Here is an 18034-nt window from a genome sequence, read left to right on the forward strand (position 1 = left end):
GGGAAAGTAAATGAAAAAAACAGTCAATGTCAGTCAAACGTATCCACGTCTCACGGTGTATTCTGAAGAGAACTACAGAGGGAGAAGCCGCATTTATCGTGGCAATACGGGGCTCCGCAACCTGGACAATATTTTGGATGGGGTGGAGAGCCTACGCTTTTTCTCAACAAGTTCGAATGCAACGCTGGTTGTGTTTACGCGTCCTAACTTTCAAGGTGGATTCCGTGTCTTCCGTGGCAACACCAACTTGAGAGATTTGGATGATCTGATCCGTGGCAATGACGTGGAATCTCTGATCTCTACGAATCAGCGGTTGACTCTGGCCGAGATTCGTGCGATCCGCGCCAACCGCAGTCTGCCTAGTGGCTATAACCTCGTTTAATCGTAAGGCCTCTTCTTCTAACAGGTGCTAGAGAACGGCAAAGGGCTGTATCTGTTATTGTGTGTGTACACAATAACGGGTACAGCCCTTCTTTTGTGCTTGGGGAATTTCGTTTAATCCCCACCGCCCCCACTGTCGCCGCCACTATCCCCACCACTGTCGCTGCTGCTACCACTATCGCTGTTGTGATGAGAATGTGTGTCTGATGAATAATCCGACTCATGATGTTTGTGATCCGGTGTGTATCTGGAATGTCGATCGTAGGAGTCATCTCCTGTAATGACCGGATATCCCGAAGCAGAGTCGGTATAACCGTTGTTACGACGGATGCGGTGTCTCCCTTTTTTGGCAGAATGACGATGAGGCTCGTCCCGAAGGACCAACCATATTACGACGATAAGGAAAAGTAGGACAAATCCGATCTCTACCAGCCAATCCATAGCTGTAACCTTCCTTTCTTTGATTCATTACTATAATTTATTGTAACGTAAATTCGTACTGTGTCCCATTCCGTCTTCCTGATTCAGGAAAATTAGGGGTTGACGGGATGAGAAATAGGTCTGTATACTGTGTATATTGATATATACAGTAAACACAGTAAGCAACATGAGTGAATGACAGGTGAAAGGCAGGCATGCATATGAACGAATGGAAGCAGGCGTGGTGGTTGACCCGCAGCCAGATGAGTAAGGATAAGCTCCAATGGCTATGGTCTGCATTATTCATGATATACACTGGCGGCATGAGCGGTGTGATGTTTTTAGGACAACAACAGACAGATATCATTAATCCAGTGGTGGATGCCTTCTTTTTGATCATGTTGCCATTTCAAGGGTTTATGTTCTGCAGGCGCTCCTTCCGTTACATACAGGAGGATTCTTATACGCAGATGCTGGCCTACTATCGTAGAATTCCCATCCCTGAACAAGTGGTGATGTGGTCCAGGCTACAGCAGTCTCTGATGGCGTTTACGTACAATGGAATCTTTTTCTACGGATCGTTATACGTGGTTAACTTTCATGCCGAAGGATTCCGATGGGATCAGTATCTGGCCTTTAGCCTTACCTGTACAGGTTATGGCCTTTTGGTAACAGGATTGTATATTTACGGAGAGTTTCTGAACAGTGGTAAGAAATACTTGCTTCTCAGTACGCTTTTTATACCCATCGCCATTGGCATATCCATACTGATTCGAATGTCAGGCAGTTACGGATTACGGATTGTAATGGATGGAAGTAAATCATGGGGGCTACTTTCCCCGATCATGTGGATTTCTCTGGTGGCTGGCGTAGCGGGACTGTGGCTGTTTAGTCGCTTGACGCTGAAGAAGCTGGTTCAACGGGATTTGAATTAAAATGAGAATTGAGCTTATGTACGAATACAGGATGAAACCGGCACGGTCAGGTAACAGACTGGAGTGTACCGGAGGGCGAGGTGCAAGATGTGAAAATACCCATTCAAATTAATGAAAATAGCGCTGAACCTTTATACCACCAAATTGAAAATCAGTTAAGATCGTTAATTATTACGGGTCAGTTGGGGGAGGGAACACATTTGCCGTCCATTCGTGAGTTCGCCGGAGCACTGAATTGCAGTGTTATTACGGTTAGACGGGTCTATCAGGATCTGGAGAATGAAGGCTTGCTTCGTACGAAGCAGGGGACAGGTACATTTGTGGCCCAGGTAGAAGCCGGCGACAGAGAAAATTATAGATTAAAGGCCGCACAGGAAGCGATGCAAGCAGCGGTGCAGTCCGGGAAATCGGTAGGCTGTACGGAAGAAGAGATGGAGAGCCTGTTCCGGGAAGTCCTGAAGGCTATTTACGCGAAGTAAGGGAGTGATTCATACGTGGAACCGATAGCAATCCAGTTGAACGGCGTATCCAAAATGCGAAAACGTAGAGTTATTGGCCCAATTGATCTGACCATCCCGGAAGGGTATATAGTGGCTATTCTCGGTCACAACGGTTCAGGCAAAAGCACCCTTCTTAACATGCTGCAGCAAGTGGTGCTGCCAGATGCTGGGCAGATTATATGGTTTGGTCAGGAACATGATGGGCCACTTCCCATTGAACTGAGACAACAGATTGGTTTTGTGGCAGATAACGCTGGTTCAGAAGAGAACCGGATAACAGCACAGGAAGCAGCCCATTTCCGGGCGTACTGGTACCCACGTTGGGATATGAAGTTGTTCGACCAACTGATTCACGATATGGAAGTACCTGTTGATGTGAAGCTGAACAAGATGTCCAAGGGAGAGCGGCGAAAATTTGAGATTGCAGCTGCAATTGCAGCTCGCCCAAGATTATTGCTTTTGGATGAGCCTTCATCAGGATTGGACCCCTTTGCCTGGAAAGTGATGGTTGAGCAGTTCCGTACCTTCATGGCAGGGGGAGACACCACGATTCTGATTGCCACACATATCGCGGATGAAGTCAAAAGGCTGGCGGATTACATCGTATTGATGCACCGTGGTCAGTCGCTGGGGATGGCCGAGAAAGATATGGTGCTCGATCAGTGGAAGGAAGTCTGGTATGAAGGAGACTTAAGGCCAGAGAGTATCCCCGGTGTTGTGGAATCTTCTTTGGAAGAGGGAAGTCTGGTTCGCGTAATTACAACCCGGGTCAGCGAAGCGCAGGAAAGGCTGGAACTGTCGAATAACCGGGTATTGAGAATCCGTAACTTGGAATTGGATGAAGTGCTGGCATTCTGGATTGCCGGGTATGCACCCGTACAGTGGAAATAACCGAAGGGAGACGATAAATGATGAACCGATTGGAATTGAAGCAAGTCGTCAAGCAATATGCAGACAAAACAGCCGTTAATGGAGTCACTCTCAATGTAAAAGAGGGGGAGATTTACGGATTGCTCGGAGCCAATGGTGCAGGTAAAACAACAACAATGCGCATGGTGCTCGGACTGATTCACCCTGATGGAGGGAATATCCTGTACAACGGCAAACCCTATAATACGGAGCTGCAACAGATTATGGGTTATCTTCCGGAAGAGCGCGGATTGTACCCCAAGGTGAAAGTCAGCGAACAGATTAATTACCTGGCACGACTTCGTGGCATGAATGGTAAGGACGCAGATCAGAGCCTCAAGTACTGGCTGAATCGGTTTGAGGTACCTGAGTATTACGATAAAAAGATCGAGGAGTTATCCAAAGGTAATCAGCAGAAAATGGGCTTTATCGCGGCTGTAGTGCATAGACCGCAGATTCTTATTCTGGATGAAGCGTTCAGTGGTCTGGATCCTGTGAACGTGGAATTACTCAAGTCCACTGTCAAAGAATTGCGTGACGAAGGCACGGCCATTCTGTTCTCAACACACCGTATGGAGCACGTTGAAGAGTTGTGTCGTCAGATCACCATTCTGCATCGTTCCAACACGGTGGTACAAGGAGAGATCAAGGAGATCAAGAGCCGGTATCCGCGTGAACAGGTATTCCTGGGTACGATTGGTAGTGTGGAAGGACTCGAACAGTTGTCTGGTGTGACGAAAGTCGAGCGGAATGAGCGTGGTTACCTGATACATATTAGTCAGGTGGAAGCGGCTCAAGAGATTCTGAGAACAGCCATGACTCAGACGACAGTGGAACACTTTGAACTGAAGGAACCAACGCTTAACCAAATCTTTATTCGTGAGGTAGGTGAGTCGAATGAATAAAATGGGAACGATTACGGGTTTTACATTTAAAAACAAAGTTAAAACGAAATCATTCATGGTAACGACCATTGTACTTGCACTTTTAATTTCAATCGGACTTAATGTTCCATATTTCATTACCTTATTTAATGGAGGTTCCATTGGTGGAGCTTCAAGCAGTAATCCTGTAAATATTGGTCTTCTGAGTACAGGGCAGCCTGAAGTTTCCGAGAAACTGGAGAGCTTCTCTGCGGCTCAAGGGGATCAGGCCTATCGATTCATTGCCAGTGGTGACAAAGATGAGGCTGCTCTTGCGGCGGATGTGGAAGCAGGGCTTACCGATGGTTATCTGAAGTTTGAGGCTGTTTCCGGGCAAGAGTTCCCGCAGCCCATTCTATATTCAGCAGAAGACGTATCACCTCAGATCATTGCATCCATTGAAGCGGCATTACAGAGTGTGAAGCTGGATGTGGTTGTGAAGGATGTACTCACAGCGGAGCAGAAGGAACTGATTACAACACCTGTGAAGCTCACCGAGCAAAGTTTGAGTACAGATGAGAGCGGAGCAGGTACTGAGTCTGAAGGTGCCATGAGCCCGATTAACTATATTGTGGTGTACTTGCTGATCATCCTGCTGTTTACCTCAACGATGATGACAGGTAACATGATTGCCTCCGAGATTACAGCTGAGAAGAGTTCACGTATTATGGAGATTTTGATTACGAGTGTATCACCGCTCAGTCAGATGTTTGGTAAAATCATCGGTATATTCATGGTGGGGATGCTGCAAATCGGGATCTTCGGAGCGGTGGTTGCCGGAAATATCTTGCTGCCGCATAACCGTGCAGTATTAGGTGACTTCAATATGAGTCTGAGTGATGTGAATAGTGCAGTTATTGTGTACGGACTTATATTCTACATTCTGGGTTACTTCCTGTATGCCGTGTTGTTCGCTGCCATTGGTTCAATGGTAAGCCGTACTGAGGAACTCGGTCAGGCTGTTCTGCCGATCACGATGTTGTCGCTTGTATCCTTCTATATTGCGATCTTCAGTATTTCTACGCCGAACATTCTGTTGTTGAAAATCGCAAGCTTCATTCCATTCACGTCGCCGACCGCGATTCTGGTACGAATTGGCGCAGGAGTTGCGCCAACTTGGGAGATTCTAACGTCCTTAGCGATTCTCATTGTATCGATTATCATCTTCGGATGGCTTGCAGCCAAAATCTATCGCACGGGTGTGCTGATGTACGGTAAACGCCCAACCTTCAAGGAATTGTTTAAAGCGATGAAGGCTTATAAGATCTAGGTTGAGTGTTTGAAGGGGAGGGATTGGATAAGTGCTGCTCCGTTTGTGGAGTGGCACCAATTCCCACTTTTATCCGTAGTATCTAAGTATGTTTATTCTATTAAAAATTTTGGATTGGCAACTATATTCAATAAAGGAGATTACATAATATGAAAAATTGGAAACGCATGCTCTTATCTCTTACCATCTCGGCAGGTTTGCTCTCATCTGCAGTGCCGGCTATGGCTGCTCCACAAGGAACTTCCGTCAAGGTCAATGACCAGGCTGTGAAATATGCTACAGGAGCACCAATCTTGGATAAAGGTACAACATTGGTTCCACTGCGGACTACGCTGGATGCTATGGATGTGAAGCTAACAACTGCGACAGATAATACGATCACGGCTGTGGTAGATGGCAAAACGATTACACTCAAAAGCAAGCTTACACGTATCAACGGTGTAACGTATGCGCCAATCCGCATCGTCGGTGATGCTGCGGGTTATGAAGTTCGCTGGGATGCTGCAACGCGCACAGTACTGTTGGTATCCAAGGGCGGAGCAACCGAAACTGCTCAAACCGGTGGACGCGGCTTCATGTGGGAAGTTGAAAGCAATGGCAACACGGTCTATCTGGTAGGGTCTATGCATATTGCTGATGAGAGCTTCTATCCATTGCGTCCGGAGTTCGAAGAAGCCTTTGCGGAAGCCGACTATCTAGGGGTAGAGATTGATATTAGCAAAGCCGCTGATGAAGAGCAGCAAAAGCTGGTTCTAAGTCTGGGTTCGTATCAGGATGGCACAACACTGAAAGATCACATTTCCAGTGAAACGTATACTAAGCTGGGCGATGTATTGAAGAAAAATGGTCTGGAGCCTAATGCTTTGGATGCATTTAAGCCTTGGGTAGTAGAGAGCACACTCGCAAGTTTGAAGTCCGCAACGGCTGGATACGAAGCATCTGCAGGAGTGGATCTGTATTTCATCCAGAAAGCGATCGAGCGCAAAGTTCCAGTTATTGAGTTGGAGAGTTATCAATCTCAACTTGGCATGTTTAACGACTTTTCCAAAGAAACACAAGAGGAAACACTGAAAGCGACAATCGAAAACTTCGACGTGTTGGATAACAGTGTAAATGAAATGGCTGAGATGTGGAAAACGGGTAATGACGAGCAATTACTTGAACTGACAAACAGCTTCTCCACTAACGAGGAGTACAACAAAGCAATGCTGGTTGATCGTAACATTGGTATGGCGGACAAAATCGATGGTTACTTGAAAAACGGCAAAGGCGAGGAGTATTTCATTGTTGTTGGCGCGGCGCACTACTTGGGCGATCACGGCATCGTGAAACTACTTGAGGATAAAGGATATAAAGTAGAACGTAAATAAATATAGATTACTATATAGAAGGTAACCCTATCGTCTCGAATAAGAGAGTTGAGAGGGTTACCTTCTTATATATAGAAGAAAGACAGATTAAATAGAGAAGATCAGCTGCAGGATAATAGAATTGAACCTAGGAGTTCATTGTAGATTCATGGCCCTTAATATGGTTAGATTGAGGATTTGATATGTTTTGAAATTAACTCTTTACAAGTGTGTGTGTCGCATGGTATATTCTATTTCCGGCCAAAAAAACACGAGATACACGGTGCGGCAAGCAAATGAATTAAGCTTCGAAAGAAGCTTGAAAAAAAGAGCTTGCAAAGTTGGTTCGGACATGATATTATATAAGAGTTGCTGAAGAGAACGACATTCGGTAACAAAACAAGTTTGATCTTTGAAAACTGAACAACGAGTGAGTAAACATTCTGCTTGCAGAATGAACGCGAAAGTTCGAGACAAGCCTTGGCTTGAATCGACTGGAGCACAAATGGAGATTTTTAATCTCGTCAGATTCAAAATGAGCTTATCGCTCTTTTCAATACTTTATTGGAGAGTTTGATCCTGGCTCAGGACGAACGCTGGCGGCATGCCTAATACATGCAAGTCGAGCGGACTTGATGAGAAGCTTGCTTCTCGGATGGTTAGCGGCGGACGGGTGAGTAACACGTAGGCAACCTGCCCTCAAGTTTGGGACAACTACCGGAAACGGTAGCTAATACCGAATAGTTGTTTTCTTCGCCTGAAGGAAACTGGAAAGACGGAGCAATCTGTCACTTGGGGATGGGCCTGCGGCGCATTAGCTAGTTGGTGGGGTAACGGCTCACCAAGGCGACGATGCGTAGCCGACCTGAGAGGGTGATCGGCCACACTGGGACTGAGACACGGCCCAGACTCCTACGGGAGGCAGCAGTAGGGAATCTTCCGCAATGGGCGAAAGCCTGACGGAGCAATGCCGCGTGAGTGATGAAGGTTTTCGGATCGTAAAGCTCTGTTGCCAGGGAAGAACGCTTGGGAGAGTAACTGCTCTCAAGGTGACGGTACCTGAGAAGAAAGCCCCGGCTAACTACGTGCCAGCAGCCGCGGTAATACGTAGGGGGCAAGCGTTGTCCGGAATTATTGGGCGTAAAGCGCGCGCAGGCGGTCATTTAAGTCTGGTGTTTAATCCCGGGGCTCAACCCCGGATCGCACTGGAAACTGGGTGACTTGAGTGCAGAAGAGGAGAGTGGAATTCCACGTGTAGCGGTGAAATGCGTAGATATGTGGAGGAACACCAGTGGCGAAGGCGACTCTCTGGGCTGTAACTGACGCTGAGGCGCGAAAGCGTGGGGAGCAAACAGGATTAGATACCCTGGTAGTCCACGCCGTAAACGATGAGTGCTAGGTGTTAGGGGTTTCGATACCCTTGGTGCCGAAGTTAACACATTAAGCACTCCGCCTGGGGAGTACGGTCGCAAGACTGAAACTCAAAGGAATTGACGGGGACCCGCACAAGCAGTGGAGTATGTGGTTTAATTCGAAGCAACGCGAAGAACCTTACCAGGTCTTGACATCCCTCTGATCGGTACAGAGATGTATCTTTCCTTCGGGACAGAGGAGACAGGTGGTGCATGGTTGTCGTCAGCTCGTGTCGTGAGATGTTGGGTTAAGTCCCGCAACGAGCGCAACCCTTATATTTAGTTGCCAGCACTTCGGGTGGGCACTCTAGATAGACTGCCGGTGACAAACCGGAGGAAGGTGGGGATGACGTCAAATCATCATGCCCCTTATGACCTGGGCTACACACGTACTACAATGGCCGGTACAACGGGCTGCGAAATCGCGAGATGGAGCCAATCCCAACAAAGCCGGTCTCAGTTCGGATTGCAGGCTGCAACTCGCCTGCATGAAGTCGGAATTGCTAGTAATCGCGGATCAGCATGCCGCGGTGAATACGTTCCCGGGTCTTGTACACACCGCCCGTCACACCACGAGAGTTTATAACACCCGAAGTCGGTGGGGTAACCGCAAGGAGCCAGCCGCCGAAGGTGGGATAGATGATTGGGGTGAAGTCGTAACAAGGTAGCCGTATCGGAAGGTGCGGCTGGATCACCTCCTTTCTATGGAGAATCGTTTCCCGAGTGGAAACATTCAAATACGCAGCTTAGCTGCAAAACACTCACTCGTTGCTCAGTTTTGAGAGCTCAAACTCTCAAACAGCTTGCTTTTGCATGGAGCTTGTTCTTTGAAAACTAGATATCGAAACGAAACAAACGCGAATTAGAACATTCCTTTAAGCTGATCTTGTGTAAACAAGTGAAGTGTTTTTATAAGGTAGATTGCATGAGCGAGTGATCGAAATGGAACGACTTTTGGATTTGCGCAAGCAAACCAAGCGGAGTGACAGCTCGAACACGAGCGATATGGTTAAGCTACTAAGAGCACACGGAGGATGCCTAGGCGCTAGGAGCCGATGAAGGACGTGGCGAACAACGAAACTGCCTCGGGGAGCTGTAAGCAAGCTTTGATCCGGGGGTGTCCGAATGGGGAAACCCAGCTGGGGTAATTTCCAGTTACTCACAACTGAATACATAGGTTGTGTAGAGGCATACCAGGGGAACTGAAACATCTAAGTACCCTGAGGAAGAGAAAACAATAGTGATTCCGTCAGTAGCGGCGAGCGAACGCGGAGAAGCCCAAACCAGAGAGCTTGCTCTTTGGGGTTGTGGGACGTCTCACATGGAGTTACAAAGGAACCGGTTAAGCGAAGAGGTCTGGAAAGGCCCGCCAAAGAAGGTAAAAGCCCTGTAGTTGAAAGTCTGTTCCCTCCGAGACGGATCCCGAGTAGTGCGGGGCACGTGAAACCCCGTATGAATCCGGCAGGACCATCTGCCAAGGCTAAATACTTCCTAGCGACCGATAGTGAAGCAGTACCGTGAGGGAAAGGTGAAAAGCACCCCGGAAGGGGAGTGAAATAGAACCTGAAACCGTGTGCTTACAAAAAGTCAGAGCCCGTTTTAGGGGTGATGGCGTGCCTTTTGTAGAATGAACCGGCGAGTTACGTTCCCGTGCAAGGTTAAGGTGAAGAGCCGGAGCCGCAGCGAAAGCGAGTCTGAATAGGGCGACTTAGTACGTGGACGTAGACCCGAAACCGGGTGATCTACCCCTGTCCAGGGTGAAGGTGCGGTAACACGCACTGGAGGCCCGAACCCACGCATGTTGAAAAATGCGGGGATGAGGTGGGGGTAGCGGAGAAATTCCAATCGAACTCGGAGATAGCTGGTTCTCCCCGAAATAGCTTTAGGGCTAGCCTCGGAAAACAGAGTCGTGGAGGTAGAGCACTGATTGGGTGCGGGGCCCGCAAGGGTTACCAAGCTCAGTCAAACTCCGAATGCCATAGACTTACTTCCGGGAGTCAGACAGTGAGTGCTAAGATCCATTGTCAAAAGGGAAACAGCCCAGACCATCAGCTAAGGTCCCCAAGTGTGTGTTAAGTGGGAAAGGATGTGGAGTTGCACAGACAACCAGGATGTTGGCTTAGAAGCAGCCACCATTGAAAGAGTGCGTAATAGCTCACTGGTCGAGTGACTCTGCGCCGAAAATGTAACGGGGCTAAACACACCACCGAAGCTATGGCTTGATGCTATGCATCAGGGGTAGGGGAGCGTTGTATAAGGGTTGAAGGTGTACCGTAAGGAGCGCTGGACATTATACAAGTGAGAATGCCGGTATGAGTAACGAAAAGATCAGTGAGAATCTGATCCGCCGAAAGCCTAAGGGTTCCTGAGGAAGGCTCGTCCGCTCAGGGTAAGTCGGGACCTAAGGCGAGGCCGAAAGGCGTAGTCGAAGGACAACAGGTCGAAATTCCTGTACCACCGTAAGCCGTTATGAGCAATGGGGGGACGCAGTAGGGTAGTGACGCGGACTGATGGATGTCCGTCTAAGCAGTAAGGCTGATGTGTAGGCAAATCCGCACATTGTAAGGCTGAGCTGTGATGGGGAGCGAAAATTATAGTAGCGAAGGTCATGATCTCACACTGCCAAGAAAAGCCTCTAGCCAGGTGATGGTGCCCGTACCGCAAACCGACACAGGTAGGCGAGAAGAGTATTCTAAGGCGCGCGGAAGAACTCTCGTTAAGGAACTCGGCAAAATGACCCCGTAACTTCGGGAGAAGGGGTGCCCCGGTAGTGTGAATAGCACGAGGGGGCCGCAGTGAAAAGGCCCAAGCGACTGTTTAGCAAAAACACAGGTCTGTGCGAAGCCGTAAGGCGAAGTATACGGGCTGACGCCTGCCCGGTGCTGGAAGGTTAAGGGGAGTGGTTAGGAGCAATCCGAAGCTGTGAACCGAAGCCCCAGTAAACGGCGGCCGTAACTATAACGGTCCTAAGGTAGCGAAATTCCTTGTCAGGTAAATTCTGACCCGCACGAATGGCGTAACGACTTGGGCGCTGTCTCAACGAGAGATCCGGTGAAATTTTAATACCTGTGAAGATGCAGGTTACCCGCGACAAGACGGAAAGACCCCATGGAGCTTTACTGCAGCTTGATATTGAATTTGGGTACGATCTGTACAGGATAGGTGGGAGCCTTTGAAGTGTGAGCGCCAGCTTGCATGGAGGCAACGTTGGGATACCACCCTGATCGTATCTAGGTTCTAACCTGGTACCGTAATCCGGTGCGGGGACAGTGTCAGGTGGGCAGTTTGACTGGGGCGGTCGCCTCCTAAAGAGTAACGGAGGCGCCCAAAGGTTCCCTCAGAATGGTTGGAAATCATTCGAAGAGTGCAAAGGCATAAGGGAGCTTGACTGCGAGACCTACAAGTCGAGCAGGGACGAAAGTCGGGCTTAGTGATCCGGTGGTACCGCATGGAAGGGCCATCGCTCAACGGATAAAAGCTACCCTGGGGATAACAGGCTTATCTCCCCCAAGAGTCCACATCGACGGGGAGGTTTGGCACCTCGATGTCGGCTCATCGCATCCTGGGGCTGAAGTAGGTCCCAAGGGTTGGGCTGTTCGCCCATTAAAGCGGTACGCGAGCTGGGTTCAGAACGTCGTGAGACAGTTCGGTCCCTATCTGTCGTGGGCGTAGGAAATTTGAGAGGAGCTGTCCTTAGTACGAGAGGACCGGGATGGACGTACCGCTGGTGTACCAGTTGTTCCGCCAGGAGCACCGCTGGGTAGCTATGTACGGACGGGATAAACGCTGAAAGCATCTAAGCGTGAAGCCCCCCTCAAGATGAGATTTCCCAGTATGTAAGACCCCTTGAAGACGACGAGGTAGATAGGCTGGGGGTGGAAGTGCAGCAATGCATGGAGCTGACCAGTACTAATCGGTCGAGGGCTTATCCAAATATGCAAGTTGTAATTCGCATGTTTCGTTTCGAATCTAGTTTTCAGAGAACAACACTCTGAAATGTAAGCTACGCGTTTGGTGGCGATGGCGGAGGGGTTCCACACGTACCCATCCCGAACACGACCGTTAAGCCCTCTAGCGCCGATGGTACTTGGACCGCAGGGTCCTGGGAGAGTAGGACGCCGCCAAGCAACAGGAAGACACACTTGAATGATTTCGAGTGTGTCTTTTTTGTGTTACTATTTTCTACCGAGAAAGAACTAACTATATAGATAAGGCAGCATCAATATTTTCACTTAGTATGAAGACTCTAAGTTTTCATAATTGGACTCCGGATTAATGCTGATATATATACTTCCATATGATCGACTTCTGATTCTTAACTCCTTCAGCAACCTTTCAGTTGAATTTAACGTACGTTTCAGTGGGATAGGGTATAGTGAAGCCAAGTAAAGAGGAGGAGAATCATAATGAATATATCTTCTACAGCCAGCTCCACTACATCTTACATATCGACATCTTCGAGCTCGGACAATTCAAGTAGCTTGGAGAAACAAAAGACGAAGCTCGAAGCTCAACTGGAGAAAGTGCAATCTAGCAAGGACGATGAACAGACTAAGGAGACAAAGACCAAACAGCTTGAGCAGCAAATCAAGCAGATTGAGGCACAGATTGCACAGCAAAGCTCTCAAGGAGCCGGTACAACTGGTATGAAGGAGGCACCACCTGCCCAACCTCCATACAATGGAAAGGGCGTAGCTACCCCTAAGGAATTTGCTAATGCAACCACAGATAGTAATGGCCGATTTGATATACGTATCTAGTTGCTTACATCTAATGTAGGATAAAACAAAGCCCTGACCGATCTATATTAATCGTGCAGGGCTTTGTTTATTTGTCTGTTAAATTATTGATGAGGTCTACCTACATGCTACCTTCGTATCATGTATCTTCTATCTGATGCCGCTATATTATCTGTTACCGTTATTCAGACTGCAACGCGTGTATTCGATCCGTAAGGGATCGTTTTCTATAGTACAGGGCTATGGTTGCAAGAACCAGCATTTCGGACAGCGGTACGGCAAGCCACACACCCGTGACACCAAAGAATGAAGGCAGGACTGCAATCAACGCTATCATGATAATCATTTCACGCGCAGCTGTAATCCAGATGGCCATTTTGGCATTACCTACAGATTGGAAATAGGTACTCATGACAAAGTTAACACCCATAAACACATAGGCAAATGTAAATATACGTAATCCGTAAACGGCATTATCCGTTACGTCGCTGCTGAAGTTTCCAAAGATTTGCACGAAATAAGGTGCACCGATTTGAACAACAATCAGTAATAATAGACCGCATGCCAGAGCTGTTTTAGTCGCTAAACGTATCGTTTGTTGTACCCGTTTAATCTGATTGGCACCGTGATAATAACTTATAAGAGGTTGGGCAGCGGATGCCAGACCCAGGAACGCTAACAGTACCACACCATGAATATAGTTCAACACGGTAAAGGATGCTACGCCATCCGTGCCCGCAATGCGGTCCATGGAGATATTATGGGAGACAGAGAAGACCGACATGCCAAGTTCAGCCAGAAAGCTGGGGAAACCAATGAGTAGAAGGGAAGCCAGCAGTTTGTTGTTCCATTTGAACCCGGTAAACGTGAGATTATTTGTTTTTTTGAAAAAGTGAGTGAACAGAACAAGTAGCGCAAGAGACGCCGATACAATTGTACCGAGGGCCACACCGCGTACACCCCATTCGAGTACATACAATGTTACATAATTGATGATGATATTGGCCACAGCAAAGGTAATCTGAGCGTACATGGATGTGTTGGGATCCCCATCGTTTCGTACAAAGACAGAGAGTGCATTCTCAATGGTGAAAACAAACCCGAACAGTAACATGATATTCATGTAGTCCGAAGCAAACGGGAAGGTCTCGGCGTTAGCACCGAGGGAGTATACCAGGTTGTCTTTGAACGTAAATGCAGTATATCCAATGGCTATCGTAACGAGCATAATCAGCATAATAGATTTGGTGAAAATTTGTTTGGCTGATGTGATATCTTTTCTACCCATCGCGTTGGAGTACAAGGTTGCCCCGCCCATACCAATCCACAGTGACATGGCAACAAAAAGCGTGTAGACAGGAGAGGCAATGCCGATCCCGGCCATCGCGGTAGAGCCCAGTTTGTGTCCAACCATAATGCCGTCGATAATAAAATTAAAAGCAACTACCAGCATCCCCAATACGGAAGGCACAAGGTAACTTATAAAAGCTTTACCTACAGATTGCCCTTCCAGTGGATGCGTCCATTTCGTATTCATAATGACCTCCGTTAGTAAACTGAATGTTCATTCTGTATTAAATAATACTGAACGTTCGTTCTGTATAATAACACGGCTTGAATTCTCTTGGCAACTTTTGCGTTTCAATATCGTTTATGTGGTAGAGTAGGTGGATATTTATAAGGCGGGAGGAATCGCTTAATGAAACAAAATAAATACGATGAAGTTGAGTTTTTTGATAACTACAGTAAGATGGCTCGTTCTGTTCAAGGGCTGGATGCAGCTGGGGAATGGTATGAATTGCAGACCCTTTTGCCTGAGTTGAAAGACAAACGTGTGCTGGATTTGGGATGTGGTTTTGGCTGGCATTGCCGGTATGCGCGTGAACAACAAGCGAGTTCAGTGATCGGTGTAGATTTGTCTGAAAATATGCTTCAGCGTGCTCGTGAAATGACGGACGATCCGCAGATCGAGTACAAGCAGCTGGCGATTGAAGATATTGATTTTGCACCGGGACAATTTGATGTTGTGATCAGTTCACTTGCTTTGCATTATATTGAACGGTTAGACACGGTGTATGCTAAGATCAATGATTGTCTCGTAGAAGGGGGCACATTTGTACTATCTTCCGAACATCCCATCTTCACCGCTCGCGCTGCGCAGGATTGGCATTACGGACCCACAGGTGAGATTCTTCACTGGCCCGTGGATGATTACCATGATGAAGGGAAGCGTGTGGCGAACTTTTTGAATCAGGATGTGGTTAAATATCATCGCACACTGGCAACACATATGAATGAACTCATAAAGGCAGGGTTTGCTATTCAACAGGTAGCTGAATCCAAGCCATCACCAGAGATGATTGAACAGGTTCCTGGCATGCGAGACGAGAATCGGAGACCGATGTTTCTGATGATTGCTGCGGTTAAAGTATGATGTAGAAAGTGATTCGTTAGACTAGAGGGCAGAAAGAAACTGGGGAAGTGGAGTGTTCCCCTAAAAGATTTCTGATAGAGATTTCTAACTAAGCAAACTTGAAGGAATCAGTGTGTTCAGCGATGTTGAACATGCTGTTTTTTTATTTTGCTACAATTATAAGAAATAATGTCCAAAACGGAACCAAACCACAGTAGACTCAGTCATATTAAGTGAGGTGAACAACAGTTGGATGATCAATTACTGGCACAGGCTCAGACCATAGACAATTACACACTTAGCAGCATAATGGATGACTACGGAAATGACGTGTGGAATTACGCTTATTTTCTGACAAAAAGTGCCGAACAGGCAGATGAATTGTCGCAGGAGGTATTTATTCGAGCGTACTCGGGGATTGCTCATTATCGTGGAGATTGCTCACTGAAAACATGGCTGTTGACGATTACTAGAAACACGACTTTTACATATCGAAAATCCAGATTCTTTCGTAGCAGTCTGTGGGGAGAGACGTTACCCATTGAGACAGAGCGTGGGGGTTCGGGCCAAAGAGTCATGATTGCAGAGCAGCCTGCACATCCTTCGGCCGAGATGGAAGTGATGCGTAAGGAGCATATCCATGAAATCTGGGATATTGTTCTGGCGTTGCCAAAGAAGTTCCGGGAGATTCTTTTACTGGATCTGAAATATGAGCTTACGACGAGTGAGATTGCTGAGATGTTGAAAATCAGCTTAGGCACAGTAAAATCCAGACTTTCCCGAGGTAAGGATAAGGTACGGAAACAATGGGAGGAGCGAAGCGAATGAGACACAAGGATGAGCAATGGGAAAAGGAAATCCGGAAGGGACCGTTTGCTTCGTCTCCTTTTACAGAGGATCACAAGCGAAAGGTGCTTCAACAGGTGGAGTGGATGAAGAAGTCGGAAGTGGGAAGCAAGGGAGATAGGCCAGAGAGCAGATCCAGGTTGTCCAGGCCGCAAGTAGGCAGCGTGTCACACAAGCGTCGCCCTAGAAGAGGACCTCTTGTTGCAGGCGCGGGTGCATTGGTTATTGCTGCTGGATTGTTCCTATGGATCTGGGATGATGGACAGCTGGTGAAACCCGTAATCGAGCAGGTCTATCCGACAGCAGCGTTACAGTTATCTGATGGTTTGAACACGAATCTGCTAACCGACAAAATGAAAAGAAATGTTGCGACTACGATGCGAGATGATCTGGGTAAACAGCTGAAGATTACGAAAGTGGAAGACTTGCCTGTGTCCGGCAGAATATATGTAGAGGCTGGTAGCGAAAGCGAGAAGGAGTATGCGCAGATATGGCTCGATGCGACAACAGGAAATCTGCGTGAAGTACAGATGAGACGTGAGATGCAGCCAAGCGAACTGGAACACCGTTATTTGCGTCAAGTTCCATCGCTTTTGCAAAGTATAGGCAGCACTCCAACGCTTAAACCTGTATCAGTCCAGCGTTATGTGAGTATGAAGCAAGGGGAGTCGGAGCCAATATCGCATACGACATTAGCGTTAGAGAATGAGACTGGTTATGGGGAGATTGTATGGCAACAGGACAAGGCTGTATCGATCACAGGCGACCTTAGTCCTGATCAGGTATCCCAGGCAGCACTGACGGATGCCAGAAAAGCAATTGAGGCACTGTCTGGTAAAGCCAATCTTGATCTGGTAAGAGCAAGTCGAAGCAAAGATAATGAACTCGGCAAGGATACAGTCTTTTTTTCCTTTAAAGATAACTACTTTGTGCAGATGACCGAAGGAAAAGAGGGCTTGGGCTATACCGTAGGGGATGCTAATTATTATGAGCAACAAGAAATAGGCAACATCGAAGAGATGGAGGCTTATCATGAAAAATTATATAATATTGATGAGTCTCTTCTTAGAGAAAAAGTGGGGCCAATAGTTAAGAAGATATTTAACATTGATTTTGACGCCTATAAACTACACAGAAATGCTGAGCAATTGGGAGTCGTCACATTTGAACTGGAGTCGAGCAAGTATGTTTTTCAGGTTGAATACAGGGAAGATGGACGGATCAAGATGATCACCAGAGGCGAGCTATAGGGCTGATCTTATATGTTACAATTTACTTTATAGATGGAATGAGTATAAGGAGATAACGATGAAATATTTGGTGAGTTCATGTCTGGCAGGGGTAGCTTGCCGTTACAATGGAACAGCGAGCCTGGATAAGAAGATTCAGGAGCTTGTGGAGCAGGAGCAGGCTAAGATGGTATGTCCGGAGCTGCTTGGCGGATTTTCCACTCCACGGGAACCGGCTGAAATTATCGGTGGCACGGGCAAGGACGTACTGGCAGGTACAGCAAAAGTGAACGAGAAAAGTGGCAAGGACGTCACAGAGCTGTATATCAAGGGAGCCTATCAGACATTGGAATGGGCCAAAAAATTGAATGTGTCTTGTGTTGTGTTGAAGGAATTCAGTCCGTCCTGTGGTACACAGATGATCTATGATGGTAATTTTGCCAATCACAAGGTAATTGGAGAAGGTGTCACCTCAGCATTGCTGAGACAAGAAGGATATACCGTCATTTCTGAAAATGAATGGATGGATTATTTATAGGTCGCACAGATATCGTTTCATATTTACAGAAAAGCCGCTGGATTATATCCTGGCGGCTTTTCTGTTGTCTCCCATTACTTTTCTCATTAAAAGAATAAAGTCGATTTTCCTGAAATGCTAACAAACAGTATGTATACATACGATAAATATATAAGATATATGGATATCAA

General features: G+C 47.2%; 14 protein-coding genes and 3 rRNA genes. 15 read left to right on the plus strand and 2 right to left on the minus strand.

What is annotated here, in order from left to right; all coding sequences use genetic code 11:
* The first annotated feature begins 10 nt into the window (after positions 1-10).
* Positions 11-382, plus strand: coding sequence for a hypothetical protein (locus tag V6669_RS03045; protein WP_074093350.1), 372 nt, complete (start codon positions 11-13; stop codon positions 380-382).
* 113 nt (positions 383-495) lie between these two features.
* Here the strand turns inward: V6669_RS03045 and V6669_RS03050 are convergent, their stop codons facing one another.
* Complete coding sequence (locus tag V6669_RS03050; protein WP_338590591.1) at positions 496-822, minus strand: hypothetical protein; 327 nt, start codon at positions 820-822, stop codon at positions 496-498.
* Between the two features lie 200 nt (positions 823-1022).
* Here V6669_RS03050 and V6669_RS03055 point away from each other — a divergent pair, with 200 nt between their 5' ends.
* From V6669_RS03055 to V6669_RS03100, 10 genes are all read left to right on the plus strand, one after another.
* Positions 1023-1736, plus strand: coding sequence for a hypothetical protein (locus tag V6669_RS03055; RefSeq protein WP_338590593.1), 714 nt, complete (start codon positions 1023-1025; stop codon positions 1734-1736).
* Between the two features lie 89 nt (positions 1737-1825).
* A complete protein-coding gene (locus V6669_RS03060; RefSeq protein ID WP_091038380.1) occupies positions 1826-2215 on the plus strand; it encodes a GntR family transcriptional regulator in 390 nt (129 codons plus the stop codon).
* Positions 2216-2230: 15 nt separating this feature from the next.
* Positions 2231-3127, plus strand: coding sequence for an ABC transporter ATP-binding protein (locus V6669_RS03065; RefSeq protein WP_338590596.1), 897 nt, complete (start codon positions 2231-2233; stop codon positions 3125-3127).
* Positions 3128-3147: 20 nt separating this feature from the next.
* A complete protein-coding gene (locus tag V6669_RS03070; protein ID WP_338594826.1) occupies positions 3148-4050 on the plus strand; it encodes an ATP-binding cassette domain-containing protein in 903 nt (300 codons plus the stop codon).
* Positions 4043-5338 (plus strand): ABC transporter permease, encoded by a 1296-nt coding sequence (locus tag V6669_RS03075; RefSeq protein ID WP_338590598.1) that lies wholly within the window; start codon positions 4043-4045, stop codon positions 5336-5338. The genes V6669_RS03070 and V6669_RS03075 overlap by 8 nt, the downstream gene beginning before the upstream one ends.
* A 149-nt stretch (positions 5339-5487) precedes the next feature.
* Positions 5488-6708 carry a TraB/GumN family protein gene (locus V6669_RS03080; RefSeq protein WP_338590600.1) on the plus strand — a complete coding sequence of 407 codons (1221 nt, stop codon included), beginning with the start codon at positions 5488-5490 and terminating at the stop codon, positions 6706-6708.
* Positions 6709-7248: 540 nt separating this feature from the next.
* Positions 7249-8801 (plus strand): 16S ribosomal RNA (locus V6669_RS03085).
* A gap of 305 nt (positions 8802-9106) precedes the next feature.
* Positions 9107-12032: ribosomal RNA gene (locus V6669_RS03090) — 23S ribosomal RNA — on the plus strand.
* A 77-nt stretch (positions 12033-12109) separates the two neighbouring features.
* Positions 12110-12226, plus strand: a 5S ribosomal RNA gene (gene rrf / locus V6669_RS03095).
* Together the 16S, 23S and 5S rRNA genes form the textbook arrangement of a ribosomal RNA operon.
* A 279-nt stretch (positions 12227-12505) precedes the next feature.
* The gene (locus V6669_RS03100; RefSeq protein ID WP_338590602.1) at positions 12506-12859 is read left to right on the plus strand and encodes a FlxA-like family protein; all 354 of its coding nucleotides are present in this window, start codon (positions 12506-12508) and stop codon (positions 12857-12859) included.
* A 160-nt stretch (positions 12860-13019) separates the two neighbouring features.
* Here the strand turns inward: V6669_RS03100 and V6669_RS03105 are convergent, their stop codons facing one another.
* Positions 13020-14375 (minus strand): MATE family efflux transporter, encoded by a 1356-nt coding sequence (locus V6669_RS03105; RefSeq protein ID WP_338590604.1) that lies wholly within the window; start codon positions 14373-14375, stop codon positions 13020-13022.
* 162 nt (positions 14376-14537) lie between these two features.
* Here V6669_RS03105 and V6669_RS03110 point away from each other — a divergent pair, with 162 nt between their 5' ends.
* The 4 genes from V6669_RS03110 to V6669_RS03125 all read left to right on the plus strand — a co-directional run bounded on the left by V6669_RS03110 (position 14538) and on the right by V6669_RS03125 (position 17864).
* Positions 14538-15272 carry a class I SAM-dependent methyltransferase gene (locus V6669_RS03110; RefSeq protein ID WP_338590606.1) on the plus strand — a complete coding sequence of 245 codons (735 nt, stop codon included), beginning with the start codon at positions 14538-14540 and terminating at the stop codon, positions 15270-15272.
* A gap of 228 nt (positions 15273-15500) precedes the next feature.
* Positions 15501-16079 carry an RNA polymerase sigma factor gene (locus V6669_RS03115; RefSeq protein WP_338590608.1) on the plus strand — a complete coding sequence of 193 codons (579 nt, stop codon included), beginning with the start codon at positions 15501-15503 and terminating at the stop codon, positions 16077-16079.
* Entirely contained in the window at positions 16076-17347 is a 1272-nt protein-coding gene (locus V6669_RS03120; protein WP_338590610.1) for a hypothetical protein, read from the plus strand. The genes V6669_RS03115 and V6669_RS03120 overlap by 4 nt, the downstream gene beginning before the upstream one ends.
* A 58-nt stretch (positions 17348-17405) precedes the next feature.
* Positions 17406-17864, plus strand: a complete 459-nt coding sequence (locus V6669_RS03125; RefSeq protein ID WP_338590612.1) for a DUF523 domain-containing protein — start codon at positions 17406-17408, stop codon at positions 17862-17864.
* The last annotated feature ends 170 nt before the right edge of the window (positions 17865-18034 follow it).

The organism is Paenibacillus sp. Y5S-9 (assembly GCF_036894235.1).
Taxonomy (GTDB): domain Bacteria; phylum Bacillota; class Bacilli; order Paenibacillales; family Paenibacillaceae; genus Paenibacillus.

Bases quoted from the DNA above. Each gene is read 5' to 3' on its own strand.
- V6669_RS03110 (WP_338590606.1), top strand. From the start codon at position 14,538: ATGAAACAAAATAAATACGATGAAGTTGAGTTTTTTGATAACTACAGT.
- V6669_RS03125 (WP_338590612.1), top strand. From the start codon at position 17,406: ATGAAATATTTGGTGAGTTCATGTCTGGCAGGGGTAGCTTGCCGTTAC.
- V6669_RS03045 (WP_074093350.1), top strand. From the start codon at position 11: ATGAAAAAAACAGTCAATGTCAGTCAAACGTATCCACGTCTCACGGTG.
- V6669_RS03080 (WP_338590600.1), top strand. From the start codon at position 5,488: ATGAAAAATTGGAAACGCATGCTCTTATCTCTTACCATCTCGGCAGGT.
- V6669_RS03075 (WP_338590598.1), top strand. From the start codon at position 4,043: ATGAATAAAATGGGAACGATTACGGGTTTTACATTTAAAAACAAAGTT.
- V6669_RS03050 (WP_338590591.1), bottom strand. From the start codon at position 822: ATGGATTGGCTGGTAGAGATCGGATTTGTCCTACTTTTCCTTATCGTC.
- V6669_RS03100 (WP_338590602.1), top strand. From the start codon at position 12,506: ATGAATATATCTTCTACAGCCAGCTCCACTACATCTTACATATCGACA.
- V6669_RS03120 (WP_338590610.1), top strand. From the start codon at position 16,076: ATGAGACACAAGGATGAGCAATGGGAAAAGGAAATCCGGAAGGGACCG.
- V6669_RS03070 (WP_338594826.1), top strand. From the start codon at position 3,148: ATGAACCGATTGGAATTGAAGCAAGTCGTCAAGCAATATGCAGACAAA.
- V6669_RS03105 (WP_338590604.1), bottom strand. From the start codon at position 14,375: ATGAATACGAAATGGACGCATCCACTGGAAGGGCAATCTGTAGGTAAA.
- V6669_RS03055 (WP_338590593.1), top strand. From the start codon at position 1,023: ATGAACGAATGGAAGCAGGCGTGGTGGTTGACCCGCAGCCAGATGAGT.